This is a genomic window from Streptomyces sp. Wb2n-11 (assembly GCF_001049855.1).
Lineage (GTDB): Bacteria > Actinomycetota > Actinomycetes > Streptomycetales > Streptomycetaceae > Streptomyces > Streptomyces altiplanensis.
In genome coordinates this window covers 5,493,368-5,519,403 of record NZ_CVPB01000001.1, presented here as the reverse complement: position 1 = coordinate 5,519,403, position 26,036 = coordinate 5,493,368, and the positions used below count along the sequence as shown (strand labels likewise).

23 protein-coding genes and 3 pseudogenes are annotated in these 26,036 nt (G+C 70.9%); 12 read left to right on the top strand and 14 right to left on the bottom strand.

Features of this window, described 5'->3' with window-relative positions; all coding sequences use genetic code 11:
* Positions 1-82: 82 nt before the first annotated feature.
* From BN1555_RS40560 to BN1555_RS25110, 3 genes and pseudogenes are all read left to right on the top strand, one after another.
* Positions 83-766 (top strand): annotated as a pseudogene (locus BN1555_RS40560) (SDR family NAD(P)-dependent oxidoreductase); the annotation flags it as partial.
* Positions 767-806: 40 nt separating this feature from the next.
* A pseudogene (locus BN1555_RS40555) lies at positions 807-1,950 on the top strand (S-adenosylmethionine:tRNA ribosyltransferase-isomerase).
* A 237-nt stretch (positions 1,951-2,187) separates the two neighbouring features.
* On the top strand, positions 2,188-2,913 hold the full coding sequence (locus tag BN1555_RS25110; RefSeq protein ID WP_093801500.1) for a transglycosylase SLT domain-containing protein: 726 nt from the start codon (positions 2,188-2,190) through the stop codon (positions 2,911-2,913).
* Between the two features lie 80 nt (positions 2,914-2,993).
* Here the strand turns inward: BN1555_RS25110 and BN1555_RS25105 are convergent, their stop codons facing one another.
* Complete coding sequence (locus BN1555_RS25105; protein ID WP_093801499.1) at positions 2,994-5,582, bottom strand: ABC transporter ATP-binding protein/permease; 2,589 nt, start codon at positions 5,580-5,582, stop codon at positions 2,994-2,996.
* A gap of 575 nt (positions 5,583-6,157) precedes the next feature.
* On the opposite strand from BN1555_RS25105, the gene serB reads away from it, so the two are divergent.
* Positions 6,158-7,375, top strand: coding sequence for a phosphoserine phosphatase SerB (gene serB / locus BN1555_RS25100; protein WP_093801498.1), 1,218 nt, complete (start codon positions 6,158-6,160; stop codon positions 7,373-7,375).
* Between the two features lie 103 nt (positions 7,376-7,478).
* Here serB and BN1555_RS25095 read toward each other — a convergent pair whose 3' ends face one another.
* From BN1555_RS25095 to BN1555_RS25080, 4 genes are all read right to left on the bottom strand, one after another.
* A complete protein-coding gene (locus BN1555_RS25095) occupies positions 7,479-7,997 on the bottom strand; it encodes a SixA phosphatase family protein (RefSeq protein WP_093801497.1) in 519 nt (172 codons plus the stop codon).
* Between the two features lie 83 nt (positions 7,998-8,080).
* Positions 8,081-8,284: a hypothetical protein gene (locus BN1555_RS25090; protein WP_093801496.1), complete on the bottom strand. Its 204-nt coding sequence runs from the start codon at positions 8,282-8,284 to the stop codon at positions 8,081-8,083.
* Positions 8,285-8,422: 138 nt separating this feature from the next.
* Complete coding sequence (locus BN1555_RS40550) at positions 8,423-8,539, bottom strand: SGM_5486 family transporter-associated protein (RefSeq protein WP_093801495.1); 117 nt, start codon at positions 8,537-8,539, stop codon at positions 8,423-8,425.
* Between the two features lie 42 nt (positions 8,540-8,581).
* Positions 8,582-9,904 carry a CynX/NimT family MFS transporter gene (locus tag BN1555_RS25080; protein ID WP_093801494.1) on the bottom strand — a complete coding sequence of 441 codons (1,323 nt, stop codon included), beginning with the start codon at positions 9,902-9,904 and terminating at the stop codon, positions 8,582-8,584.
* Between the two features lie 87 nt (positions 9,905-9,991).
* Between BN1555_RS25080 and BN1555_RS25075 the strand changes: the two genes are divergently transcribed.
* Entirely contained in the window at positions 9,992-10,669 is a 678-nt protein-coding gene (locus BN1555_RS25075; RefSeq protein ID WP_093801493.1) for a FadR/GntR family transcriptional regulator, read from the top strand.
* A 41-nt stretch (positions 10,670-10,710) separates the two neighbouring features.
* Here BN1555_RS25075 and BN1555_RS25070 read toward each other — a convergent pair whose 3' ends face one another.
* The gene (locus BN1555_RS25070; RefSeq protein WP_093803627.1) at positions 10,711-11,022 is read right to left on the bottom strand and encodes a hypothetical protein; all 312 of its coding nucleotides are present in this window, start codon (positions 11,020-11,022) and stop codon (positions 10,711-10,713) included.
* Positions 11,023-11,252: 230 nt separating this feature from the next.
* Between BN1555_RS25070 and BN1555_RS40545 the strand changes: the two are divergent.
* Positions 11,253-11,705, top strand: a pseudogene (locus BN1555_RS40545) (hypothetical protein); the annotation flags it as partial.
* 170 nt (positions 11,706-11,875) lie between these two features.
* Here BN1555_RS40545 and fabI read toward each other — a convergent pair.
* Complete coding sequence (gene fabI / locus BN1555_RS25060) at positions 11,876-12,643, bottom strand: enoyl-ACP reductase FabI (protein WP_093801492.1); 768 nt, start codon at positions 12,641-12,643, stop codon at positions 11,876-11,878.
* 4 nt (positions 12,644-12,647) lie between these two features.
* Positions 12,648-13,367, bottom strand: a complete 720-nt coding sequence (gene fabG, locus BN1555_RS25055; protein ID WP_093801491.1) for a 3-oxoacyl-[acyl-carrier-protein] reductase — start codon at positions 13,365-13,367, stop codon at positions 12,648-12,650.
* A 182-nt stretch (positions 13,368-13,549) separates the two neighbouring features.
* On the opposite strand from fabG, the gene BN1555_RS25050 reads away from it, so the two are divergent.
* The 3 genes from BN1555_RS25050 (at position 13,550) to tyrS (ending at position 17,806) form a co-directional block, all read left to right on the top strand.
* Positions 13,550-15,073, top strand: a complete 1,524-nt coding sequence (locus tag BN1555_RS25050) for a TldD/PmbA family protein (RefSeq protein ID WP_093801490.1) — start codon at positions 13,550-13,552, stop codon at positions 15,071-15,073.
* Positions 15,070-16,461, top strand: coding sequence for a metallopeptidase TldD-related protein (locus tag BN1555_RS25045; RefSeq protein ID WP_093801489.1), 1,392 nt, complete (start codon positions 15,070-15,072; stop codon positions 16,459-16,461). Before BN1555_RS25050 ends, BN1555_RS25045 begins: the two co-directional genes overlap by 4 nt.
* Before the next feature lie 76 nt (positions 16,462-16,537).
* Positions 16,538-17,806 (top strand): tyrosine--tRNA ligase, encoded by a 1,269-nt coding sequence (gene tyrS / locus BN1555_RS25040; RefSeq protein WP_093801488.1) that lies wholly within the window; start codon positions 16,538-16,540, stop codon positions 17,804-17,806.
* A gap of 97 nt (positions 17,807-17,903) precedes the next feature.
* Here the strand turns inward: tyrS and BN1555_RS25035 are convergent, their stop codons facing one another.
* Complete coding sequence (locus BN1555_RS25035) at positions 17,904-18,179, bottom strand: GlsB/YeaQ/YmgE family stress response membrane protein (RefSeq protein WP_093801487.1); 276 nt, start codon at positions 18,177-18,179, stop codon at positions 17,904-17,906.
* A 211-nt stretch (positions 18,180-18,390) separates the two neighbouring features.
* Here BN1555_RS25035 and BN1555_RS25030 point away from each other — a divergent pair, with 211 nt between their 5' ends.
* Together BN1555_RS25030 and BN1555_RS25025 are read left to right on the top strand one after the other, a co-directional pair.
* The gene (locus tag BN1555_RS25030) at positions 18,391-18,765 is read left to right on the top strand and encodes a DUF3099 domain-containing protein (protein ID WP_093801486.1); all 375 of its coding nucleotides are present in this window, start codon (positions 18,391-18,393) and stop codon (positions 18,763-18,765) included.
* 183 nt (positions 18,766-18,948) lie between these two features.
* A complete protein-coding gene (locus BN1555_RS25025) occupies positions 18,949-19,212 on the top strand; it encodes a hypothetical protein (protein WP_093801485.1) in 264 nt (87 codons plus the stop codon).
* 5 nt (positions 19,213-19,217) lie between these two features.
* Here the strand turns inward: BN1555_RS25025 and moaA are convergent, their stop codons facing one another.
* The 3 genes from moaA to BN1555_RS25010 all read right to left on the bottom strand — a co-directional run bounded on the left by moaA (position 19,218) and on the right by BN1555_RS25010 (position 22,383).
* Positions 19,218-20,207, bottom strand: coding sequence for a GTP 3',8-cyclase MoaA (gene moaA / locus BN1555_RS25020; protein ID WP_093801484.1), 990 nt, complete (start codon positions 20,205-20,207; stop codon positions 19,218-19,220).
* Positions 20,208-20,377: 170 nt separating this feature from the next.
* Positions 20,378-22,021, bottom strand: coding sequence for a solute symporter family protein (locus BN1555_RS25015; protein ID WP_093801483.1), 1,644 nt, complete (start codon positions 22,019-22,021; stop codon positions 20,378-20,380).
* Positions 22,018-22,383 (bottom strand): DUF485 domain-containing protein, encoded by a 366-nt coding sequence (locus BN1555_RS25010; RefSeq protein ID WP_093801482.1) that lies wholly within the window; start codon positions 22,381-22,383, stop codon positions 22,018-22,020. Before BN1555_RS25010 ends, BN1555_RS25015 begins: the two co-directional genes overlap by 4 nt.
* 240 nt (positions 22,384-22,623) lie before the next feature.
* Here BN1555_RS25010 and BN1555_RS25005 point away from each other — a divergent pair, with 240 nt between their 5' ends.
* Positions 22,624-24,159: a S8 family peptidase gene (locus BN1555_RS25005; protein ID WP_093801481.1), complete on the top strand. Its 1,536-nt coding sequence runs from the start codon at positions 22,624-22,626 to the stop codon at positions 24,157-24,159.
* A 91-nt stretch (positions 24,160-24,250) separates the two neighbouring features.
* On the opposite strand, the gene BN1555_RS25000 is transcribed toward BN1555_RS25005, so the two are convergent.
* Complete coding sequence (locus tag BN1555_RS25000) at positions 24,251-24,901, bottom strand: lysoplasmalogenase (RefSeq protein WP_093803625.1); 651 nt, start codon at positions 24,899-24,901, stop codon at positions 24,251-24,253.
* A 68-nt stretch (positions 24,902-24,969) separates the two neighbouring features.
* Positions 24,970-25,845, bottom strand: a complete 876-nt coding sequence (locus BN1555_RS24995; RefSeq protein ID WP_093801480.1) for a sterol desaturase family protein — start codon at positions 25,843-25,845, stop codon at positions 24,970-24,972.
* Between the last annotated feature and the right edge of the window lie 191 nt (positions 25,846-26,036).

Below are 26,036 nucleotides of genomic sequence, written 5' to 3'. Positions count from 1 at the left end.
CGCAGGAGGCGCCGGGCGGGGACGGGTTCCTCCGTCGAGGGCACGCCGATGCGGCGGAGGTGCGACGGAGGAGATGTCTGCCATGCCGGTTGTGATCGTCACGGGGGCCTCGAAGGGACTGGGACGGGCGCTGGGGACGGCGCTCGCGGAGCGGGGCCGGGACCTGGTGCTGGACGCCGGGGCCGGGGCCGTGCTGGAGGACGCGGCGCGGGAGGCGCGCGCGTAGCGGGACGCGGGTGGTGGCCGTGGCCGGGGATGTCACCGACGCCGCGCACCGGGCGGAGCTGGTGGCCGCCGCGCGCGGGCTCGGCGGGCTGGACCTGCTGGTGAACAACGCGAGCGCGCTGGGTGCGGAGCCGCTCGTACGGCTGGAAGCGCTGCCGTTGGAGGGGCTGCGGGCGGCGCTGGAGACGAGTGTGGTGGCGGCGCTCGGGCTCGTGCAGGAAGCACTGCCGCTACTGCGGGAGGCCGGGGCGCGGTGGTCTCGGTGAGTTCGGACGCGGCGGTGGAGACGTACGGGACCTGGGGCGGATACGGGGCTTCGAGGGCCGCGCTCGACCAGTTGTCGGCGGTACTGGCGCAGGAGGAGCCGGGGCTGCGGGTGCGGGCGGTCGATCCGGGCGACATGCGGACCGGTCTGTACGCGGCGGCCGTCCCGGACGACGACGCGTGGCGGCCGGAACCCGGTTCCGTGGTCCCGGCCTTCCTGCGGCTGCTCGACGAGCGGCCCGCGAGCGGGCGGTACGCGGCGGCGGCGCTGCTGGAGCGGGGGCCGACCGGTGAGGGGGACGGGAAGGGCGCCGGCCGTGCGCGGCGGGCTGCGCGTACCGGAGGAGCTGTCGGCGCGCGTGCCCGCGGAGGAGCGCGGCACGGGGCGGGACGACGTGCGGCTGCTGGTGTCGCGGGGTACGGAGGTCGCGCACCACGTGTTCCGGGAGCTGACCGGGCTGCTGCGGGCGGGGACGTACTGGTGGTGCGTACGTCGCCCACGCTGCCCGCGGCGGTGGACGGGTGGATCGGGGCGGGTCCGGGACCGGCCCCTCCCCGCCTGCCGCCCCGGTCGCAGCCCCGGTCGCCGGGAGCCGTGCGGTGGTGCACTTCTCCACCGAAGGGGACGGCCGGCGCCGGACCGTCGAGTTCCGCAGCCCCTTGGGGGCCGGGGCCACGCGACCGCGGCGCGGCGGGCCCGCGGGGACCGTGGCGGGACTGCCCGGCGGTGGGCGGCTGGTGCTGGAGGAACCGGCCGGACCCGGTGGGGACCGGCTGTGGTGGGCGCGGGTGTCCGTCGTGGGTGCGCGGGACGTGCCGGGGCTGCTGCACCGGTACGGGCGGCCCATCCGGTACGGGTACACGGAGCGGGACCAGCCGCTGCCGGCGTACCAGACGGTCTTCGCGCTGCGCCGTCCCGACGGGGCGGGTTCGGCGGAGATGCCGAGCGCGGGGCGGCCCTTCACGGCGGCGATGGTGGCGGAGCCGGTGAGCCGGGGCGTGCAGTTCGCGCCGCTCACCCTGCATACGGGCGTCGCCTCGGCCGGGACGCACGAGCCGCCGTACCCGGAGCGCTTCGAGGTGCCGGCCGCGACGGCCCGGCTGGTGAACGCCGCGCGGGCGGCGGGAGGGAGGGCCGTCGCGGCCGGGACGACGGCGGTGCGGGCGCCGGAGTCGGCGGCCGGTCCCGACGGGGTGGTGCGTGAGGCCGCGGGCCGGACCGCTCTGGTGGTCACTCCGGAGCGCGGCGTACGCGTCGTGGACGGGCTCCTGACCGGGCTGCACGAGCCGCAGGCATCGCATGTGCTGATGCTGGAGGCGATCGCGGGGCGGGCCGCGCCGGACCGCCCTTACGCCGAGGCGCTGAGGCGTTTCCACCTCTGGCACGAGTTCGGCGACGTGCACCTCGTCCTCCCGGAGGAAAGCCCTCACGCTGGGCATCGCACGAGCAACTATTGGTGAGATCGCCGGGCGCCCCGTGTGAGCCCGCGCATAGGATCCAGATCACTTACGAAGGGCCGTAGTGGATCGATAAGGGGCGTTTGGGCTCGGTATCGCCCGGCACCAGGCAGGTGTGCAAGGGTCCTGGTCCACTACCGGGGATCGTACGTCACACCTTTGCCACAGGATTTTGCGGACGCTAACAATGGCTCCCGTCGCTGACTCCGCGGCTTCCGCTATTCGAAGAGGTACGTCTGCATGTCCGCGTTTCGCACCCTTGGTCATGGCCGTCTGAACAAGAACCACAAGTTCTCGATCGCCGGTGTCGCCACCCTCGGCGCCGCCGCCCTCACGTTCTCGCTCGTCCCGGGCAACGCATCCGCCGAGTCCGAGACCCGGACCGTCGCCGCCGCGCCGGTGGCATGGTCGGCGGCCGCCGGCAGCGTCCAGGCCAAGACGGTGCACACGAGCATCACGCAGCAGCAGGTCGGTGCCGACCGGATGGCCAAGGCCGTGGCCGACGCGAGGGCGAAGGCCGACGCGAAGGCGGCGGCTCAGGCCAAGGCGAAGGCCGCAGCCGAAGCGAAGGCCAAGGCCGCGGCGAAGAAGCGCGCCGACGAGCGGGCGGCCGCGAGCCGCGCCGCCGCGCGCAAGCCGGTCTACGCGAACAACCTCGACGGGTGGATTCGTGAGGCGATGTCCATCATGAAGAAGCACAACATCCCCGGTTCCTACGAGGGCATCCACCGCAACATCATCCGCGAGTCCTCCGGCAACCCGCGCGCGATCAACAACTGGGACATCAACGCCATCAACGGCATCCCGTCCAAGGGTCTGCTCCAGGTCATCAAGCCGACCTTCGACGCGTACCACGTCGCAGGCACGAAGCACGACCAGTACGACCCGGTCGCCAACATCGTCGCCGCCTGCAACTACGCGGCCGACCGCTACGGCTCCATGGACAACGTCAACAGCGCCTACTGAGCCTGACCGTCCGAGCGCGTACGAAAGGGCGGCACCCGCGTGGGGTGCCGCCCTTCGGCGTGCCCGGTGGCCGGGTGCCGTTACTTGCGCATGACCTCGGGCTCGTGGCGGCGCAGCAGGCGCACCACCATGAAGCCGCAGAGGACGCCGATGCCCAGCAGTACGCCCATGTCGGTCATCCACTGCCCCGCGGTGTGGTCCCACAGGCCGTCGAGGTTGTCCGGGTCCCAGGGCGAGACGACGTTGAGCTGCGCCGTGGTGCCCAGCGCGGCGACGGCCCAGCGCGACGGCATCAGCCAGGCGATTTGCTCGATGCCGGGGCTGTCGTGGAGCTGGAAGAGGACACCGGTGAAGACCAGCTGGACGATCGCGAACATGACCAGCAGCGGCATGGTCTTCTCGGCGGTCTTCACCAGGGCGGAGATGACCAGGCCGAACATCATCGAGGTGAATCCGAACGCGCTGATGACCAGGGTCATCTCGACGACCGGGTACTCCTCGAAGAGGACACCCTCGGTCGGCAGCTTCGCGCGGGCGCCGAAGCCGATCGCCGCGAGGATCACGCCCTGCAGGGCGGTGATCACGCCGAGGACGATGACCTTGGACATGAGGTACGCGGAACGGGAGAGGCCGGTGGCCCTTTCCCGCTCGTAGATGACCCGTTCCTTGATCAGCTCGCGGACGGAGTTGGCGGCGCCGGAGAAGCAGGCGCCGACCGCGAGGATCAGCAGGATCATGCCGGCGTCCTTGTTGATCAGCCGGTTCCTCTCCGGACCGAAGCCCAGGCCGCTGTCCGCCGGGATCACGGTGCTGACGATGCCCAGCACCGCCGGGAGGATCAGCATGAGGCCGATGAAGCCCTTGTCGGAGACGATCACCGACACATAGCGGCGGATCAGGGTCCACAGCTGTGAGCCCCAGCCCTGCGGCTTGGGTGGACGCATCTGCTGCGGGGACGGCATGTGTACGGGCTGCGCGGCGACGGCGTCGATGTCCGCGGCGTACATCTGGTAGTGCTGGGAGCCGCGCCAGCGGCCCGCCCAGTCGTAGTCGCGGTAGTTCTCGAAGGCGGAGAAGACGTCGGCCCAGGTGGTGTAGCCGAAGAAGTTGAGCGCCTCCTCGGGCGGGCCGAAGTACGCGACGGACCCGCCGGGCGCCATGACCAGGAGCTTGTCGCAGAGGGCGAGCTCGGCCACGGAGTGCGTGACGACCAGGACCGTGCGGCCGTCGTCGGCGAGGCCGCGCAGCAGCTGCATGACGTCGCGGTCCATGCCGGGGTCGAGGCCGGAGGTCGGCTCGTCGAGGAAGATCAGCGACGGCTTGGTCAGCAGCTCCAGTGCCACGGAGACGCGCTTGCGCTGGCCACCGGAGAGGGAGGTGACCTTCTTCTCCTTGTGGATGTCCAGCTTGAGCTCGCCGAGGACCTCGTCGATGCGCTGCTGACGCTCGGCCTCGGTGGTGTCGGCGGGGAAGCGGAGCTTGGCGGCGTACTTGAGGGCCTTCTTGACGGTCAGCTCCTTGTGCAGGATGTCGTCCTGCGGAACCAGACCGATGCGCTGGCGGAGCTCGGCGAACTGCTTGTACAGGTTGCGGTTGTCGTAGAGGACGTCGCCCTGGTTGGCGGGCCGGTAGCCGGTGAGCGCCTTGAGCAGGGTGGACTTGCCGGAGCCCGAGGGGCCGATGACCGCGATGAGCGACTTCTCCGGTACGCCGAAGGAGACGTCCTTGAGGATCTGCTTGCCGCCGTCGACCGTCACCGTGAGGTGCCGGGCGGAGAAGGAGACCTCACCGGTGTCGACGAACTCCTCGAGCCGGTCCCCGACCAGGCGGAACGTCGAGTGGCCGACGCCGACGATGTCGGTGGGGCCGAGCAGCACGGTGCCGGACTTGGGGATCGGCTGCCCGTTGACGTACGTGCCGTTGTGGCTGCCGAGGTCGCGGATCTGGAACCGGCCGTCGGGCGTCGCGGTGAACTCGGCGTGCAGACGGGACACCTGCAGGTCGGAGACGACCAGCTCGTTCTCCAGCGCACGGCCGATCCGCATCACGCGGCCCATGGCCACCTGGTGGAACGTCGTCGGGCTGCGGTCGCCGTACACCGGCGGAGCCCCCGCGGCACCGCCGGCCGGGCCGCCCTGCTGGTGTGGCACCTGTGCCTGGTGGGGCGCCTGCTGCCATGCCTGCTGGGGCTGGTGGCTCTGCGGCTGCTGAGGGTTCGGGCTCTGCGCGTCCTGCGGCCGGTGCTTCTGGGGCGGCGCCTGGGCCGCCCAGCCGGGAGCGCCCTGCTGGTGCGGGGCCTGCTGCGGGGTCTGCTGATGCGGGGCGGCCTGCTGCGGGGCGGCCTGCTGGGCCATCGCGCCCTGCCCGCCGGGCACGCCCGCACCGGAGAGGCTCAGCCGCGGGCCGTCGATGGCATTGCCCAGGTGCACGGCGGAGCCGGGGCCGATCTCCACCTGGTGGATGCGCTGGCCCTGCACGTACGTGCCGTTGGTGCTTCCGTGGTCCTCGATGACCCAACTGCGGCCGCCCCAGCTGACGGTGGCATGCCGCCACGAGACCCTGGCGTCGTCGACCACCACGTCACCCTGCGGATCGCGTCCGAGGGTGTACGACCTGGACGGATCGAGCGTCCAGGACCTTCCATTCAATTCCAGTACGATTTCCGGCACTCCGCGCCCCACCTAGTTGTCCCCCGAGTTACCCCCGTCGCAGGGATTCTAGGGATGCTGAACATCGTGAGGAACTATTTCAGGCCCGGTCCCCGATGAGAAAACCGGGCCTGTGGCGGCCGCGTACGGGCCGCCCGTCGGCCTGGGAGAAATGCCTCCGGAGAGGGGGTGAGCGCCCACGAGTCCGTACGGATCATGCGCGAGGGCAACAGCCCGGGACATCCGGCACGGATCCGGGGCCCCGATCCGTGCGAACGGCGGTGGCGACGCCCGGGGGCGGGGAGTCCGGCCAGGTCCGTCCGGCGAGGTCCCGGCGTCCGGTCCTGAGGGCGCGGAGCCGCCGGCGGCCGTCGACATCACGCCATTCGGGGCACCGGGCGGCGGTGCGTGCGGAGGGGCGGCGAGGACGGCCGGGGAAACCGGGGCTCCGCCCCCCCGGCCGCCGGAGACCTGCTGCCCCCGCCTCCCCGGCGAGCGAGGACACGCCCGAAGGGGACTGGGGCCTTCCCCCCGCGTGTCCGGTCCTCGGGACAGGAGGTGAGGGCCGGGAAGGGGCCCGATACGGTAGAGACATCATGAGCGCATCTCAGCCCAGTCAGTCCACTGACGCTGCCCCCACCCTCCTCGTCAAGATCTTCGGGAAGGACCGCCCCGGGATCACCGCCGGGCTCTTCGACACGCTGGCCGCCTACTCCGTCGACGTCGTCGACATCGAGCAGGTCGTCACCCGCGGCCGTATCGTCCTGTGCGCCCTCGTCACCGAACCGACCGTGAGCACCGCCGGTGAGCTGCGTGCCACCGTGCACAGCTGGGCCGACTCCCTCAATCTCCAGGCCGAGATCATCTCGGGTACGGGCGACAACCGTCCGCGCGGCAGCGGGCGTTCGCACGTCACCGTACTCGGGCACCCCCTGACCGCGGAGTCGACCGCCGCCATAGCGGCCACGATCACCGGGACCGGCGGCAACATCGACCGGGTCTTCCGGCTGGCCAAGTACCCGGTCACCGCGGTGGAGTTCGCCGTTTCCGGTACGGAGACCGAGCCCCTGCGCACCGCACTCGCCCTGGAGGCCGCGGAGCTCGGGATCGATGTGGCCGTGGTGTCGGCCGGGCTGCACCGGCGCGCCCAGCGCCTCGTCGTGATGGACGTGGACTCCACGCTCATCCAGGACGAGGTCATCGAGCTGTTCGCGGCGCACGCCGGCTGCGAGGACAAGGTCGCCGAGGTGACCGACCGGGCGATGCGCGGCGAGCTGGACTTCGAGCAGTCGCTGCACGCGCGCGTCGCGCTGCTCGCCGGACTCGACGCCGATGTCGTGGACAAGGTGCGGCAGGAAGTGCGGCTCACGCCGGGCGCCCGCACCCTGATCCGTACGCTCAAGCGGCTCGGCTACCAAGTGGGCGTGGTGTCGGGCGGGTTCACCCAGGTCACCGATGACCTGAAGGAGCGGCTCGGGCTGGACTTCGCGTCCGCCAACACATTGGAGATCGTGGACGGGAAGCTCACCGGCCGCGTCGTCGGCGAGGTCGTGGACCGCGCGGGCAAGGCCCGGCTGCTGCGCCGCTTCGCCGCCGAGGCGGGCGTGCCGCTCGCGCAGACCGTGGCGGTCGGCGACGGTGCCAACGACCTCGACATGCTGAACGCGGCGGGTCTCGGTGTCGCCTTCAACGCCAAGCCCGTCGTGCGCAAGGCCGCCGACACCGCCGTGAACGTGCCCTTCCTGGACACCGTGCTGTACCTGCTCGGCATCACGCGGGAAGAGGTCGAGGCCGCCGACGGCCTTGCGGAGTGAGCGGGTGAGCGAGCGGTGACGTGAAGGCCCCGGTGCGGACTGGTCCGCACCGGGGCCCTGCTCGTACCGCCCGTACCGCGTCGCACCGGGAAGGGCGTCGCGGTCAGTCGTGCGGAGCCCAGTAGTCCAGGAGCTTGCCCACGCCGTGCTCCACCGACTTCCAGGAGCCGGTGAAGCCGATGATCGCGAACGACGCGGTCGGGAAGCCGCTCCTGCTCATCCGGGCCGGGGCGTCGCCCTCGCCGGAGCCCGCGAGGGCGTCGGCGGCCGCGTGCATGCCGGGGTTGTGTCCGATGACGAGAAGGTTGTTCACGTCGTCCGGAGTCTCGTTCAGGAGCGCGAGGATGTCACCGAGGGTGGCTTCGTACAGCCGCTCCTCGTAGACGGTCTTGGGGCGCCTCGGCATTTCCTGTACGGCCAGCTTCCAGGTCTCGCGGCACCTGGTCGCGGTCGAGCACAGAGCCAGGTCGAAGGTGATGCCCGTGTCCGCCAGCCGGTGTCCGGCGACCGGGGCGTCCATGCGGCCCCGATCGGCGAGCGGACGATCGTGGTCGGACACATCCGGCCAGTCGGCCTTCGCGTGCCGGAGTAGGACGATCCTGCGGGGTGTATCGACGCTCATGCATCCCAGCTTCGCATGAATCGTGCCCCGGGGCGCAGAGTGTTGAAGGGCTCCCTCAGCACGAGTGAACGGGGCCCGGGTCGCTAGTGGGACAGGGTTCGCTGGATGCGCTCCACGAGGTGCGCGACCGCCGGATCGCCGGTCGCCGCGTGCGCCTGGCCGGGCCCGGCGATGAGGAGGAGCAGGACGACGAAGGCCAGGGCGGGGAGGGCGAGGGCCCACCAGGGGAGGCGGACGTCGACGCGGGGGCCCGGGGGGCGGGACCGGGTGTGTGCGCGGGCCGCCATGGCCGCCTCCGTCGTGTTGTCCGGCTGATGTACGTCGAACCTACGGAGTGCGGGCGCGCGAACCCATCCGGTGACCCACCCACTTCACCCTGACCCTGGCCCCCTAGGGGATGGTGGGGACAGCCCCACCGTCGGGGCTTACGGCGAAGCCAGGGTCGCGACGATCGCGATGATCACCGTGATGCCGAGCATCGCGCCGAACACGAGGAGCAGCTTCTTCTGGCCGTTCTGGGGGTGGGGGTCGAGTACAGGCATACGGCCAGTCTCGCACCCTTTGCGCATCCGGATCCGACCGGGTCAGCGGAGCTCTTCCTCGATGGTGCGGTTGCGGCCGGCCAGTGTGCCGACCACGATCTGCGGCACCATCAGGCCCGCCATCAGGGCGATCGGCAGGCCCCAGCTGCCGCTGTGCTGGTAGAGCACGCCGACCAGCAGCGGTCCGGGGATCGAGATCAGGTAACCGGTGCTCTGGGCGAAGGCGGAGAGGCGGACGACGCCCGCGCCGCTCTTCGCCCGCATTCCGATCATGGTCAGGGCCAGCGGGAAGGCGCAGTTGGAGACGCCGAGCAGCAGGGCCCACGCCCAGGCGCCGGAGGCGGGGGCGAGGTAGAGACCGGCGTAACCGAGGAGGCCGCAGAGGCCGAGGACGGCGACGATCGGGCCCTGGGTGCGCATGCGGGAGGCGACGCGGGGGATGACGAACGCGAGCGGGATGCCCATCGCCATGGTGACGGCGAGCAGCACGCCGGCCGTGCCCGCGGAGACTCCCGCGTCGCGGAAGATCTGCGGCATCCAGCCCATGGTGATGTACGCGGCGGTGGCCTGGAGGCCGAAGAAGCAGGCGAGTGCCCATGCCGTACGGCTGCGGGTGATGCTCAGGGTGGGGGCGGGGTCGCTGCCGTGCTCCTGGGCGGCCGTGTGCTCCCGGGGCGCCCGGGTGCTGGGGTGGCGCGTGAGGACGAGCCAGGGCAGTACGGCGACGGCGGCCAGGGTGCCCCACACCGCGAGGCCGGTCTGCCAACTGCCGCCCAGCGCCTGGGTCAGGGGCACGGTGGCGGCCGCGGCGAGCGCGGTGCCGAGCGCGAGGGCCATCGAGTACAGCCCGGTCATCTGGCCGACGCGGTCGGGGAACCAGCGCTTGACGATGACCGGCATCAGGATGTTGCTCAGCGCGATGCCCATGAGGGCGAGCGCGCTGGCCGCGAGGAATCCTGCCGTACCGCCCAGGTAGGGGCGGATCAGCAGGCCGGCCGCGATGGCGGCCATGCCCGCGCAGACGATCGCGCCGGGGCCGAAGCGGCGGGCGAGCCGCGGGGCGGTGAGGCCGAAGACCGCGAAGCACAGCGGCGGTACGGAGGTCAGGAGGCCCGCGACGCTGCCGCTCATGCCGAGTCCGGCGCGGACCTCTTCGAGGAGCGGGCCGAGGCTGGTGATGGCCGGGCGGAGATTGAGCGCGGCGAGGACGAGTCCGAGGATCACGGTCCGGGTCACCCAGACCGGCCGCTTTCGCTGTTCTCGCGGCACGGACGGTACGGAAGCGGGGCTCTCCGCGGGGTCGGCCGGTGCGGTGGGAACGGTGGGGGCGGCGGGGCTCAGGGTCCTGGTCTCGTCGTCGGGCATGGAACCATCATAGAATCATGGGATGATTGGTTGTCCACTTCCCTGATCCCGCCCCGGATCCCGCGCGAACCGCGAACGAGGAGCACCATGGCGTTGACCTCCCCCCGGCGTTCGGCCCTGGCCGACCAGGTGATCACCGAGCTGCGCAACCAGATCACCTCGGGCGAGTGGCCCGTGGGCTCGCGCATCCCGACCGAGCCCGAGCTGGTCGAACAGCTGGGAGTGGCCCGCAACACCGTCCGCGAGGCGGTGCGCGCGCTCGCGCACAACGGGCTGCTGGACATCCGGCAGGGCTCCGGTACGTACGTCATCGCCACCAGCGAGCTGGCCGGCGTCATGCACCGCCGGTTCGCGGACGCCGACCCCCGCCACATCGCGGAGCTGCGCTCGACCCTGGAGTCCTCGGCGGCCCGGCTGGCCGCCGAGCGGCGTACCGAACGGGACGTGCGGCAGCTGGACGCGGTGCTCGCGCGGCGCGAGGAGGCGTGGGCCTCGGGCGACGCGGAGCTCTTCGTCCGCGCGGACGCGACGCTGCATCTGGCGGTGGTCGCCGCCTCGCACAACGACGTACTCATCGGGCTCTACGCCGACCTCGGCGACCTGCTGCGCGACTGGCTGCGCGACGACGTGGGGCAGGAGCTGCGCCCCGAGGACCACATGGACCACGGGCGGCTGATCGAGGCGATCCGCGCGCAGGACGCCCAGACGGCGGCCGCCGAGGCGGCGGGGTACTCCTTCAAGTGCCTCGGGGACCGGGTGCGGTAGGGGCCGGGCCGGGCGCGACAGGGGGCGGTCGCGGGAGGGGGCTACATCCGGTGGTGGCTGACCCAGGCCGCGCGGACCTCCTTCCAGCAGCGGTCGGTCAGCCGCACCGTCTGCGCGGGGCCCACCTCGACGGGGGTGCCGTCCGCGTCGAGGTCCCACCAGCGTTCGCACTCGATGTGCAGGCGCACCAGGTCGGACTCGGGGTACGGGTTGTGGCAGTACGCCACGACACGGGAGCCCTCGACGGCCGTCCGGCAGGTGGAGCCGGAAAGCACGAGCGCGGTCTTCTCCGCAGGCTCCTGCCCGGAGTCCGCCGCGCGCTCGGCGACGGCGGGGGCAGCCAGTCCGGCCATGGCGACCAAGGACAGCACGCCGGCTGCCGCTCGACGGTTCGACGGGCACACATGCGCCACCTCCTCCCCACAGAGCGCCGGGTACGTCCCGGTTTCCTCAGTCTGCGGGGAGTCGCCGGTCTTTTCGACTCGGGGCGGCCCCGGGACGGCCCCGGGGAGGGGATCACGCGCGACCGACGGGCTGCCGGTCTCGCGGGTGCGCCGCCTCCTCCTCGACGCCGACTCGCCCGATGCGCAGTGCGTGGTGGTGGCGGGGACGGAACTGCCCGTGGCGCCCGTCGCGGCGCTCGTGGAGCCGTGGAGCCGTGGAGCCGGTCCCGCGCCGACGGGACGCGATCCTCCTGGACGTCGTCGGCGGCAACACCGCCGAGCACCTCGGCCCGGCCCGCGTACCGCGCGCGTCAGGGACGGCCCAGCGGCTGGCGGACCGCTTCCCTGAGGCCACGGCGCTCCACCACCCCACCTCGGGCGCCCACTTCCCCGCGTACGTGGCGAGGCGCGCGAGCCGGCCGGGGCAGGCCCGGCAGACCGTACTCGGGCCGCTCGGCCGGGACCCGTACCTCAAGACGGTCGTCGCCGTCGACGAGGACGTCGACGTCACGCGGGACTCCGAGGTCCTGTGGACGGTGGCCGCCCGTCTCCGGCCGCACCGCGACGTGTTTGTGGCCGACGGCCTGCCCGGCAGCCCCCTCGACCCGTCTTCGACGGCGGACGGCGCGACGTCCCGGATGGCGCTCGACGCGCCCCCGGGGGCCGGACTTCGACGGCGTACGCGTCCGGACCGACCCGCGGCGCACGGAAGCCGCGCGCCGTCTGCCGGACGGTCGCGCGGCTTCGTGAGAGCTGACTGCGGTTACGCGCCGATCGCGTGCAGGCCGCCGTCGACGTGGATGATCTCGCCGGTCGTCATCGGGAACCAGTCGGAGAGCAGCGCGACGACGCCGCGGCCGGCCGGCTCCGGGTCGGACATGTCCCACTTCAGCGGGGAGCGGTTGTCCCAGACGCCCGCCAGCTCCGAGAAGCCGGGGATGGACTTGGCGGCCATGGAGCCGATCGGTCCGGCGGAGATCAGGTTGCAGCGGATGTTGTCCGGACCCAGGTCGCGGGCGAGGTAGCGGGAGGTGGCCTCCAGCGCGGCCTTGGCCGGACCCATCCAGTCGTACTGCGGCCAGGCGAACTGGGCGTCGAAGGTGAGGCCGACGACCGAGCTGCCGCTGCCCATCAGGGGGCGGCAGGCCATGGTGAGCGACTTCAGCGAGAACGCCGAGACGTGCATCGCGGTGGCGACGGACTCGAAGGGCGTGTTGAGGAAGTTGCCGCCGAGCGCGTCCTGGGGGGCGAAGCCGATGGAGTGCACGACGCCGTCGAGGCCGCCGAGCTCCTCACGGACCAGGCCTTCGAGCCGGTCGAGGTGCTCGGTGTTGGTCACGTCCAGCTCGATGACCTTGGCCGGCTTCGGCAGCTTCTTCGCGATGCGCTCGGTCAGCGTGGGGCGGGGGAAGGCGGTCAGGATGACTTCGGCACCCTGTTCCTGGGCCACCTTGGCGGTGTGGAAGGCGATGGAGGACTCCATCAGCACACCCGTGACGAGGATGCGCTTGCCGTCGAGGATTCCACTCATGTGATCAGTGACCCATGCCCAATCCGCCGTCAACCGGGATGACGGCTCCAGTGATGTACGACGCGGCGTCGGAGGCGAGGAAGTTCACCGTGGCGGCGATCTCCTCCGGCTGCGCGTAGCGGCCGAGCGGCACCTGGGCGACGATGCCCTGGCGCTGCTCGTCGCTGAGCGCCTGGGTCATGTCGGTGTCGACAAACCCGGGCGCGACGACGTTGAAGGTGATGTTGCGCGAGCCCAGCTCACGGGCGAGGGAACGCGCGAATCCGACCAGACCGGCCTTGGAGGCGGCGTAGTTCGCCTGGCCCGCCGACCCGAGGAGCCCGACGACCGAGGAGATCAGCACGACCCTCCCCTTCTTGGCGCGCAGCATGCCGCGGTTGGCGCGCTTGACGACCCGGAAGGTGCCGGTGAGGTTGGTGTCGAGTACGGACGTGAAGTCCTCCTCGGACATGCGCATGAGGAGCTGGTCCCTGGTGACGCCGGCGTTGGCCACCAGCACCTCCACGGGGCCGTGCTTCTCCTCGATTTCCTTGTAGGTCTGCTCCACCTGCTCGGTGTCGGTGATGTCGCACCTGACGGCGAGGCAGCCGAGTTCGGCGAGGGCGGCCGGCGGTTCGCCGGAACGGTACGTGAACGCGACCTTGTCGCCTGCTTCGGCGAAAGCGCGGGCGATGGCGAGGCCGATGCCCCGGTTTCCTCCGGTGACGAGAACCGAGCGGCTCAACGGATCACCCTTTCGATAGCGGTCTGGTACCGATCGAAACTATCGGTACCGGGCCACGTACGGAGAATCGGGGCCTGACAGCACCACGGAGAAGTCACTGTCGGATCCCTACAGAAAGCGGTGGGCAACAGGTGGCCGGGCGCGACATGATTTGGGAACCGGTCCCGAAGACAGGAGTCTCTGTGCCTCATTCCATCGACGAAGCGTTCACGGCGCTGCCGCTGCGCGCGCTCGCCGACGCGGCGCTTGCGCGCGCCCGTGCGCTGGGTGCCGACCATGCCGATTTCCGCTTCGAGCGGGTGCGCAGCGCGTCCTGGCGGCTGCGCGACGCCAAACCGTCGGGTTCCTCCGACACCACGGACCTCGGGTACGCGGTACGGGTGGTGCACGACGGCAGCTGGGGGTTCGCGTCCGGGGTGGACCTGAGCATGGACGCCGCCGCGCGGGTCGCGGGCCAGGCGGTGGCGATGGCGAAGCTGTCGGCGAAGGTGATCAGGGCGGCCGGGTCCGACGAGCGGGTGGAGCTGGCGGACGAGCCGGTGCACGCGGACCGGACGTGGGTCTCGTCGTACGAGATCAACCCCTTCGACGTGGCCGACGGGGAGAAGTCGGGGCTGCTCGCCGACTGGAGCGCGCGGCTGCTGGCGGCCGACGGCGTCGCGCACGTGGACGCCTCGCTGCTGACCGTCCAGGAGAACAAGTTCTACGCGGACACGGCGGGCACCGTCACCACGCAGCAGCGGGTGCGGCTGCACCCGCAGCTGACCGCGGTCGCGGTGGACGCGGCGACCGGCGAGTTCGACTCGATGCGGACGATCGCGCCGCCGGCCGGGCGCGGCTGGGAGTACCTGCTGGGGACCGGCTGGGACTGGGACGCCGAGCTGGCGGAGATCCCGTCGCTGCTCACCGAGAAGATGCGCGCGCCGAGCGTCGAGGCGGGTACGTACGACCTGGTGGTGGACCCCTCGAACCTGTGGCTGACCATCCACGAGTCGATCGGGCACGCGACCGAGCTGGACCGGGCGCTGGGCTACGAGGCGGCGTACGCCGGGACCTCCTTCGCCACCTTCGACCAGCTCGGGAAGCTGGCGTACGGGTCGCCGGTCATGAACGTGACGGGGGACAGGACCGCCGAGCACGGGCTGGCGACCGTCGGCTACGACGACGAGGGCGTCGAGGCGCAGTCCTGGGACCTGATCAAGGACGGGACGCTCACCGGCTACCAGCTGGATCGGCGCATCGCGAAGCTGACGGGCCTGGGACGGTCGAACGGCTGCGCCTACGCCGACTCCCCCGCCCATGTGCCGGTGCAGCGCATGGCGAACGTGTCGCTTCGACCGGATCCGGGGGGCCTTTCGACCGAGGACCTGATCGGCGGGGTCGAGCGCGGCATCTACGTCGTCGGCGACCGCTCCTGGTCGATCGACATGCAGCGCTACAACTTCCAGTTCACCGGACAGCGCTTCTTCCGGATCGAGAACGGCCGGCTCGCGGGCCAGCTGCGCGACGTGGCGTACCAGGCGACGACCACCGACTTCTGGGGCTCGATGGAGAAGGTCGGCGGCCCGCAGACGTATGTGCTCGGCGGTGCCTTCAACTGCGGCAAGGCCCAGCCGGGCCAGGTCGCGGCCGTCTCGCACGGCTGCCCCTCGGCCCTGTTCCGCGACGTCACCATCTTGAACACCACGCAGGAGGCCGGCCGATGAGCCGCACAGTCAAGCCGTACGAGACCGTCGAGCGGGCTCTGGAGCTTTCCACGGCCGACGGCTGCGTGGTCATCGCCGACGAGAACTCCTCCGCCAATCTGCGCTGGGCGGGCAACGCGCTCACCACGAACGGCGTCACGCGCGGGCGCACCCTCACCGTGATCGCGACCGTCGACGGGGCGCGGGGGACGGCGTCCGGTGTGGTGTCGCGGTCGGCCGTCACCACCGACGAGCTGGAGCCTCTGGTACGGGCCGCCGAGGCCGCCGCGCGCGCCGCCGGCCCCGCCGAGGACGCCCAGCCGCTGGTCTCCGGGGTGCCCGCCTCCCCCGACTTCACGGACGCGCCCGCCGAGACCTCGTCCGGTGTCTTCGCCGACTTCGCGCCCGCGCTCGGCGAGGCCTTCGCCCGCGCCCGGGCCGGCGGCCGTGAGCTGTACGGCTTCGCGAACCACGAGGTGACCTCCACCTATCTCGGTACGTCGACGGGTCTGCGCCTGCGTCACGATCAACCCAACGGCACGCTGGAGATCAACGCCAAGTCGCCGGACCGTACGCGCTCGGCCTGGGCCGGGTACTCCACGCGGGACTTCAAGGACGTGGATCCGGCCGTCGTCGACGCCGAGCTGGCCAAACGCCTCGGCTGGGCCGAGCGCCGGATCGACCTCCCGGCCGGGCGGTACGAGACGCTGCTGCCGCCGACCGCCGTCGCCGACCTGCTGATCTACCAGCTGTGGTCGGCGGCGGCCCGGGACGCGGCGGAGGGCCGGACGGTGTTCAGCAGGCCGGGCGGGGGGACCAGGGTCGGCGAGACGCTGTCCGAGCTGCCCCTGACGCTGCGCAGCGACCCGAACGAGCCGGGCCTGGAATCGGCGCCCTTCGTCGTCGCGCACACCTCCGGGGACGACTCGTCGGTCTTCGACAACGGGCTGCCGCTGACCGCCACGGACTGGATGCGGGACGGGCGGCTGGAGCACCTGGTCACGACCCGGCACAGCGCGGGGCTGACCGGGCTGCCGGTGGCCCCGGCGATCGGCAACCTGATCCTGGACGGCGGGGGCGGGCGTTCGCTGGAGGAGATGGTCGCGGACACCGAGCGCGGCCTGCTGCTCACCTGTCTCTGGTACATCCGCGAGGTCGACCCGGCGACGCTGCTGCTGACCGGGCTGACCCGGGACGGCGTCTATCTCGTCGAGAACGGCGAGGTCACCGGCGAGGTGAACAACTTCCGGTTCAACGAGTCGCCGGTCGACCTGCTGTCGCGGACCGCCGAGGCCGGGCGCAGTGAGAAGACGCTGCCGCGCGAGTGGGGCGACTGGTTCACCCGGGCCGCGATGCCGGCGCTGCGCGTCCCGGACTTCAACATGAGCTCGGTCAGCCGGGGCGTGTGACGCCCATACACTGGCCGGAAGCAACCCGCATCGACACCGATGAAGCATCGAAGCACGTTCGAGGAGAGACAAGACCGTGACGGACATCGTCGACGACCTGAAGTGGCGCGGGCTGTTCGCCCAGTCCACTGACCAGGACGCACTGCGCAAGGCGCTCGCGGACGGTCCGGTCACCTTCTATTGCGGCTTCGACCCGACGGCGGCGAGCCTGCATGTGGGGCACCTCGTGCAGGTCCTCACCGTCCGCAGGCTCCAGCAGGCCGGGCACCGGCCGATCGCCCTGGTGGGCGGGGCCACCGGTCAGATCGGTGACCCGCGGCCGACCGCCGAGCGCACGCTGAACGACCCGGAGACGGTCGCGAACTGGGTGACGCGGCTGCGCGCCCAGATCGAGCCCTTCCTGTCCTTCGAGGGTCCGAACGCGGCCACCATGGTCAACAACCTGGACTGGACCGCGGGGATGTCCGCGATCGAGTTCCTGCGGGACATCGGCAAGCACTTCCGGGTGAGCAAGATGCTCGCCAAGGACTCGGTGGCCCGGCGGCTGGAGTCCGACCAGGGGATCAGCTACACGGAGTTCAGCTACCAGCTGCTCCAGGGCATGGACTTCCTGGAGCTCTACCGGCGCCACGGCTGCACGCTCCAGCAGGGCGGCAGCGACCAGTGGGGCAACCTCACCGCGGGTCTCGACCTGATCCACCGCTTGGAGCCGGGTGCCGAGGTGCACGCGCTGGCGACGCCGCTGATGGTCAAGGCGGACGGAACGAAGTTCGGCAAGTCCGAGAGCGGGGCCGTCTGGCTCGACCCGGAGATGACGACGCCGTACGCGTTCTACCAGTTCTGGCTGAACGTGGACGACCGGGACGTCTCTTCGTACATGCGCATCCTCAGCTTCAAGAGCCGTGAGCAGCTCGAGGAGCTGGAGAAGCTCACCGAGGAGCGCCCGCAGGCCCGTGCCGCCCAGCGTGCGCTGGCCGAGGAGCTGACGACGCTGGTGCACGGCGAAGAGCAGTGCGCGGCGGTCATCGCGGCGTCGAAGGCGCTGTTCGGCCAGGGCGAGCTCGCCGGGCTCGACGAGGCGACGCTGGGCGCGTCCCTGTCCGAGCTGCCGCACGCCAAGGTCGCCGCGCTCGGATCCGTCGTGGACCTGTTCGTGGAGGTGGGGCTGGCGCCGAGCAAGTCGGCGGCCCGCCGCACGGTCAAGGAGGGCGGGGCCTACGTGAACAACGTCAAGGTCGCCGACGAGGATGCCGTACCGGCGCCCGAGGACCTGCTGCACGGCCGCTGGCTCGTGCTGCGGCGCGGCAAGAAGAACCTGGCGGCGATCGAGGTCGCGGTCGGCTGAGTCACTTGCGCGACGAGAAGCGGCCGGGAGCGTGATGCCACGCCCGGCCGCTTTTCCGTGCGCGCAGGCGCGCGTCCGCGCACCTTCACTCAGGGACTCAGGCCCGCTGTTTCCTCCCCTTCATCGACGCCCAGAGCATGTCGCCGAGTCCGACGATCACCACGGCACCGATCAGCTGGAGCAGGTGCCGGATCCAGTCGATTCCCCTGGTGTCCTCGACGCCGATCCCGGCGGCGACGGCGTTGCCGACGATGCTGCCGAGGATTCCGAAAATTACCGTCAACCACAGCGGGATCTGCTGCTTGCCCGGGATGATCGCCTTGGCGAGCAGACCCAGGACCAGACCCACGATGATCGCCCACAACCAACTCATGTCGCCTCCTCGTGCGGCGCGGTGTGCGCATGTTCGCCCAGTTTCGGACAACCGCCCGTACGGCGCATGTCGGACACCTCCATACGTGACCCGCCGGTGGCGGGGCGTCCGGGCCGAGTACGCCCCGCTCTCGAAGGCGGCGGAGCATCGGCGTACCGTGGATGGGGTCCGGTCAGGGAACAACCGGCGCGGAATCGGGTGGTGGAACGTGATGCGGAAGCACAACAGCGTCGAGGTCTTCCGGATCACCGGTGCCCGGCCGGGGCTGACCGACGACGTGCGCGGCCGCCAGCGCCGTTACGTCATCTCGATGCTGGTACGGACCGCCGCGGTGATCCTGGCCGCGACCTTGTGGAACGTGGAGCGGCACGTCGCGGTCGTGGCCCTGGCACTGGGGCTCCTCCTCCCGTACATCGCCGTGGTCATCGCCAACGGGGGGCGGGAGAACGCCTCTTCCTTGCCCTCGGTCCACCTTCCGACGCCCGTGCGGCCGGCCCTGGAGGCCCCTCCCGAACCGGCCGACGCGGAACCCGCGCCGGAAGCGGCGGACCGGGCCCGCGGGCAGGAGCAGCACGACCGGAGCTGACTCCGGACGGGCTTCGAAGCTCAGTAAAAGCTCAGATCAATCATGAAGTTCCGGTGCACCGCCCCCTGTGTCGCGTGGCATACTTCGTAGGCGCTCCGCATCCCCCGTCGGAGTGACGGACCGACGCCGGGCAGCTCCCCCCGTGGCTGCTCGGCGTCGCCTTTTTGACCTAGGGTTGAGTGCGTGAACTCCCCTGATTCCCTTCTTTTCCCCGGTTCGGCAGGCCCCGGTGCCACCGTCTGCTCCGCCAAGGGCTGCCGCTCCGCCGCCGTATGGGTGCTCGCCTGGAACAACCCGAAGCTGCACACTCCGGAGCGCCGCAAGACGTGGCTCGCGTGCGACGAGCACCGTGAGCACCTCTCCCAGTTCCTCGGCGTACGCGGCTTCCTGAAGGACGTCGTGACGCTGGAGGAGTGGGAGGAGCCCGCCGCCGGGGGCGACCGGTGAACGCTTCAGCCTCCGATGGCTGACATCGGGCGGTCGGGCTGGAGGAAGGACGGGTCGTCGAGACCGGAGCCCGCCTTCTTGCCCCACATCGCCAGCTTCCAGAGCCGGGCCACCTCCTCGTCCGGGGCGCCGGAGCGCAGGGCGCCGCGCAGGTCCGACTCCTCGCGGGCGAACAGGCACGTGCGCACCTGACCGTCGGCGGTGAGCCTGGTCCGGTCGCAGGCCCGGCAGAACGGTCGCGTCACGGAGGCGATGACGCCGACGCGGTGGGGGCCGCCGTCGACGATCCAGCGCTCGGCCGGAGCCGAGCCCCGTTCGTCCTCGCCCTCCGCGGTGAGCGTGAAGCGCGTACGCAGGGACTCCAGGATGTCACCGGCGGTGATCATTCCGTCGCGCTTCCAGCCGTGCTGTGCGTCGAGCGGCATCTGCTCGATGAAGCGCATCTCGTAGTCGTTCTCGACGGCCCAGGCGAGCAGGTCGGGGGCCTCGTCGTCATTGAGTCCGGGCATCAGCACGGCGTTGACCTTGACCGGGGCCAGGCCCGCGTCCCGGGCGGCCGCCATGCCGTCGATGACGTCGTGGTGGCGGTCGCGGCGGGTCAGGGTCTTGAAGACGTCGGGGCGCAGGGTGTCGAGCGAGACGTTGACCCGGTCCAGACCGGCCGCCTTGAGTGCGGTGGCGGTGCGCTTGAGGCCGATGCCGTTGGTGGTGAGGGACATCTTGGGGCGCGGCGCGAGTGCGGCGCAGCGCTCCACTATCCCCACCAGTCCGGGCCGCAGGAGCGGCTCTCCGCCGGTGAAGCGCACCTCGGTCACCCCGAGGCCGGTCACGGCGATGCCGATGAGCCGCACGATCTCGTCGTCCGTGAGCAGGTCCGGCTTGGCCAGCCACTGCAGACCTTCTTCGGGCATGCAGTACGTACAGCGCAGATTGCAGCGGTCGGTGAGCGAAACACGCAGGTCAGTGGCAACACGGCCATAAGTGTCGATAAGCATCCTCGGCCCCCTCCCCGATCCGGAATTCGTCTGTCTCGAACGCTGTCGAGCCTACGCGACACCTCTGACAACACGAGGGGCCCGATACCACGAGGAGCGGTGTGGCCGCGTCGTACGACTCTACGACGCGGCCACGGGGCACAGCTGTGGGAAAAGGGCTGCCGGTGCGCTCAGTGCGCGCCGATGCCGGTGAGCGACTTGACCTCCAGCTCCGCGTACTTGCCCTTGTCCGGCTCGTCCTTGGACAGGACGGACCCGACCCAGCCGAGCAGGAAGCCGAGCGGGATCGAGATCAGCCCGGGGTTCTCCAGCGGGAACCAGGCGAAGTCCACGCCCGGGAACATCGAGGTGGGCTTGGAGGAGACGACCGGCGAGAACAGCACGAGGCCCACGGACGCGGTCAGACCGCCGTAGATGGACCACAGGGCGCCCTGCGTCGTGAACTTCTTCCAGAACAGGCTGTAGAGGATCGTCGGCAGGTTGGCGGACGCCGCGACCGCGAAGGCGAGGGCGACCAGACCGGCCACGTTCAGGTCGCGGGCGAGCGCGCCCAGCGCGATGGAGACGACGCCGATGGCCACGGTCGCCCAGCGGGCGGCGCTCACCTCTTCCTTCTCGGTGGCCTTGCCGCGCCGGATGACGTTGGCGTAGATGTCGTGCGCGAACGACGACGAGGACGCCAGGGTGAGACCCGCCACCACCGCGAGGATGGTGGCGAAGGCGACCGCCGAGATCACGGCGAGCAGGATCGCGCCGCCGGTCGAGCCGGCGCCGCCGCCGATCTCCAGGGCGGCCAGCGGGGCCGCCGTGTTGCCCGCCTTGTTGGAGGCGATGATGTCGCCGGGCTTGAGCAGGGCCGCGGCACCGAAGCCGAGCACGATGGTCATCAGGTAGAAGGCGCCGATGATGCCGATCGCCCAGTTCACGGACTTACGGGCGGCCTTGGCGGTGGGAACCGTGTAGAAGCGGATCAGGATGTGCGGCAGGCCGGCGGTGCCGAGGACCAGGGCGACGCCGAGCGAGATGAAGTCGAGCTTGGAGGTCCCGGTGGCGCCGTACTTGAGGCCGGGCTCCAGGAACGCCGAACCCTTGCCGCTGTTGGAGGCCGCCGTGCCGAGCAGGTCGGAGAGGTTGAAGTTGAACTTCAGCAGGATCAGGAAAGTGATCAGCAGGGTGCCGGCGATGAGCAGGACGGCCTTGACCATCTGGACCCAGGTGGTGCCCTTCATGCCGCCGATGGTGACGTACACGATCATCAGGATGCCGACGAGGGCGACGATCAGGATCTTGCCGGCGTCGCTGGTGATGCCGAGGAGCAGCGAGACCAGGACGCCCGCGCCCGCCATCTGCGCGAGCAGGTAGAAGATCGACACCACGATGGTGGAGGTGCCCGCGGCGGTGCGCACGGGGCGCTGGCGCATGCGGTACGCGAGGACGTCGCCCATCGTGTAGCGGCCGGAGTTGCGCAGCGGCTCGGCGACGAGGAGCAGCGCGACCAGCCAGGCGACCAGGAAGCCGATGGAGTAGAGGAAGCCGTCGTATCCGAAGAGGGCGATGGCACCGGCGATGCCGAGGAAGGACGCGGCGGACATGTAGTCGCCGGAGATGGCGAGGCCGTTCTGGAAACCGGTGAACTGGCGGCCGCCGGCGTAGAAGTCGGAGGCGCTCTTGGTCTGGCGGCCCGCCCATACCGTGATGAAAAGGGTGGCGACGACGAAAAGGCCGAAGAGGGTGATGATCAGCGGCCGGTGCTCACTGGCGTCGCCGGCGGCGGCGAGCCGGACCGTGGCCGCCGTGGTCAGCGCGGTGCTCATGCGTCGCCCTCCATACGGGACTTGATGGCCTCGGACTTCGGGTCGAGCTGTGTGGCGGCGTGACGCGAGTAGAACCAGGCGATGAGGAAGGTCGTGACGAACTGGGCCAGGCCCAGGACGAGAGCCACGTTGATGTTGCCGAGGACCTTGGTACCCATGAAGCCGCCCGCGTAGTTGGACAGCAGGACGTACAGCAGGTACCAGGCGATGAAGGCGATGGTCAGGGGGAAGGCGAAGGAGCGGTGGGAACGGCGCAGTTCGCCGAACTCCGCACTCTCCTGCACCTCGACGAACTCTTGTGTCGTGTGCCCTGTTCGGATCTGGCCCGTGCCGCCCTGGGGCGGTGGTGCATCGGTTGCCACGGATTCTCCTCGCGACGCGGGTTCGGCTGGGATGGTCAATGTGACCTCGCTGGTGGGGGAAGTGGTGGTGCCCGTCCCCCTGACAACGGCACGGATCGCATGACGATTCGGTTCGGCATCCGCCATTTCTTTTCCCAACACATTGATCCGCACGTGTGATCAGCGCTAGCTTCACTCGTCATGTACCCGCCCCTGCGCACCCGCGCGAGGGACGGCTCTCACGGATGATGTGGAGAACCCATGGCTCATCTGGGATCCAGACGGCAGCGCGCACTGGCGCTGCCCGTCGGACTGGCTCTCACGGCTTCGCTCGGCTTCCTGCCCGGAACGGCCGCTTCGGCCGCGCCGCTGGACGAACCCGCCGCGACGGCGACCGCCACCGGGCCGAAGATGTCGTACGTGGTCAACACCAAGGGCGGTCACGGTGCGAGCGCTTCGGTGAAGCGGGCGATAGCCAGGGCCGGCGGCACCGTGGTGAAGGCGTACGACCAGATAGGCGTCATCGTCGTCCACTCGCAGAATCCGGACTTCGGCCAGCAGATTCGCAGGGCCAAGGGGGTGTCCTCGGCGGGCGCGACCCGCACCGCCCCGCTCACGCCGGTCGGGATCACCGAGGAAGGCACCACGCAGAAGCTGTCCGCGACCGAGGCGGCGAAGGCCGCCGCGGCGGCGGCACCCGGTCAGGAACCGCTGGAGGCCAACCAGTGGGACATCCGCGCCATCGGTGCGGACAAGGCTGCCAAGGTCAACGACGGCAGCCGTGACGTCACCGTCGGTGTGATCGACACCGGTGTCGACGACACCCACCCGGATCTCGCGCCGAACTTCTCCAAGTCCCAGTCGGCCAACTGCGTGGGCGGCGTGGCGGATTCGTCGGAGGGCGCCTGGCGTCCGTACACCGACGGCAGCGACCACGGCACGCACGTCGCCGGTACGATCGCCTCTCCGCGCAACGGACTCGGCGTCGCCGGTGTCGCGCCGGGCGTGAAGCTGGCGGGCATCAAGGTCAGCGAGCCGGGCACCAGCCTCTTCTTCACCGAGGCGGTCGTCTGCGGCTTCGTCTGGGCCGCCGAGCACGACATCGACGTGACGAACAACAGCTATTACGTCGACCCGTGGATGTTCAACTGCAAGGACGACCCGGACCAGAAGGCCCTGCTGGACTCCCTGACGCGTGCCACGAAGTACGCGGAGCGCAAGGGCGCCCTGAACGTCGCGGCGGCGGGCAACTCGGACTTCGACCTGTCGGCCGACGAGATCCTCGACGACTCCAGCCCCAACGACACCACCGCCGTTGACCGGATCATCGACCCGTCCGAGTGCCTGGACGCGCCGACCCAGTTGCCCGGTGTCGTGACGGTCACCTCGACGGGCGTCAAGAACGTCAAGTCGTACTTCTCCAGCTACGGATACGGCGTCGCCGACGTCGCGGCCCCCGGCGGCGACAAGTGGCAGATCCCGGCCACGCCGGACGCCAACGGCCGGGTGCTGTCGACCGTCCTGGGCGGCGGGTACGGCTACAAGCAGGGCACGTCGATGGCCACCCCGCACGTCGCGGGCGTCGCCGCGCTCCTCAAGAGTGCGCACCCGAAGGCCAGCCCCGCGCAGCTCCAGCGCCTGCTCAAGAAGCAGGCCGACAACCCGGGTTGCCCGAGCCACGTCTACGACGCGGCCGGCAACTGGATCGAGGCCACCACCTGTGAGGGCGGCAAGGACTACAACGGCTACTACGGCGCCGGCATCGCCGACGCGCTGGACGCCGTGACCGAGAAGTAAGGAACGCGGCACGAGTGCGCGGGCCGCCCGGTCCTCTTCGGTACCGGGCGGCCCGCCTCGTGCTGTCCCCCGCGGTCCGGACCCCTGGCGCTCAGACGCTTGTGCGGCCTTCCCGGTGCGCCGACGGGGCGGCCGGGGCTTCCTGACGCCCCAGCACACCCGTGACCAGCAGGTACTGCGCGGCCGTGTAGGTGAGCATGACCCAGAAGTCGGGGGCGGGCAGCTGCGGCCATCCGGCGACGCCGGTGGCGATGAGGGTGTCGGAGAGCAGGAAGAGCGCGCCGCCGAGTCCGGCGTACAGGCCGGTTCCGCTCGCGCGAAGCGCCATGAGGGTGAGCAGCAGGCTGTATCCGGCGACCGGGACGCGCAGTTCGGCGGGGAGGCCCGGCCACAGGAGGGCGACGGTGGCGACGAGGGCGACAGCGTACCCGGCGCCGAGCGCCCTGGACGTACGGCCGCGCCGGAACAGCACGAGGTAGCAGACGTGTCCGGCGGCGAAGCAGCCCATGCCGGCCATGAAGGCCCGGTCGGCCCCGGCCAGCAGGAACACGTCGCCGCCCCAGCCGAGGAGCAGCGCGACGACCAGCGTGCGCGGTGCGCCGCGCACGGCCGCGTATGCCGCGAGCAGCGGCATCAGCAGCGGCTTGGCGATCAGGTGGCCGGTGCCCGCCCCGGCGACGAGCGAGCCGAGGTCGGCGAGGACCGCGCCGGCGAAGGCGGCCAGGAGCCCCCGGGCCCACACCGCGCGCCGGTCCGGGGCCGCCCCGTCGCCCGCGCGGGAACCCGTTCCGGCGACGCCCGTACCGGCGCTCACGCAGCGGTTTCCCGCGCCTGCCCGGTCACGGCCGGCTCCGCCGGACGGGGCTGCCAGCCGGGGCCGCCGAAGACCCGGCCCGCGCGCTCGCGCCAGGTGGCCGCCGCCCGTACGTCGCGGGCGATGGCGGCGTACTCGTGGGTCGCGACGCGCAGCGGGTTGTAGGTCTCGATGTTCTTGGTCAGGCCGTAGACGGGCCGCTCGGTCTCGGCCGCGAAAGAGCCGAAGAGCCGGTCCCAGACGATCAGGATGCCGCCGAAGTTCCGGTCCAGGTAGCCGCCCTGGGAGGCGTGGTGGACGCGGTGGTGGGACGGCGTGTTCAGGACGTACTCGAAGGGACGCGGCAGCGTGCCGACCCGCTCGGTGTGCACCCAGAACTGGTAGACGAGGTTCGCGGACGAGCAGAACGCGAGCGCGGCCGGGTGCACGCCGCACGCGATCAGCGGCAGGTGGAACGGCCAGACGGTGAGACTCGTCCAGGGCTGGCGCAGGGCGGTGGTGAAGTTGAACTTGCGGCTGGAGTGGTGGACGACGTGGCAGGCCCACAGGATGCGGACGACGTGGTGGCCCCAGTGGGACCAGTAGTAGAAGAAGTCCTGGGCGAGCAGCATCAGCGGGACCGTCCACCACAGGAGGGGGACGCGGGCGGGCGTCAGTTCGTACACCGCCGTGTAGATCGCGACGATCGGGATCTTCCAGAGGAAGTCGAACGCGATGCTGCCGAGCCCCATGCTGACGCTGGTGACGGCGTCCTTGGTGGCGTAACCGGCGGCGTCCTCGTCGGGATGCAGGCGGTAGCTCACGATCTCGACGACGGTGAGCAGGACGAAGGCCGGTATCGACCACAGCACGACATCGGGCAGGTTCGGCATGCCCGCACGATAGAGGTGGTGCGGAGCGCCCGGCTAGGGGTTGTTACCGACAAGTATGTGAGACGGCTTGTCAGCAGGTCCGCCTCGAAGGCGCGTACGGAATCCTGCCGGGCTGCGCGGTCCGTCCCCGCCGACCGCGCTGCGGCGGCTGTACGTGCCCGGTAGGGACGGCTGCCCGTCGGTGAGGGATC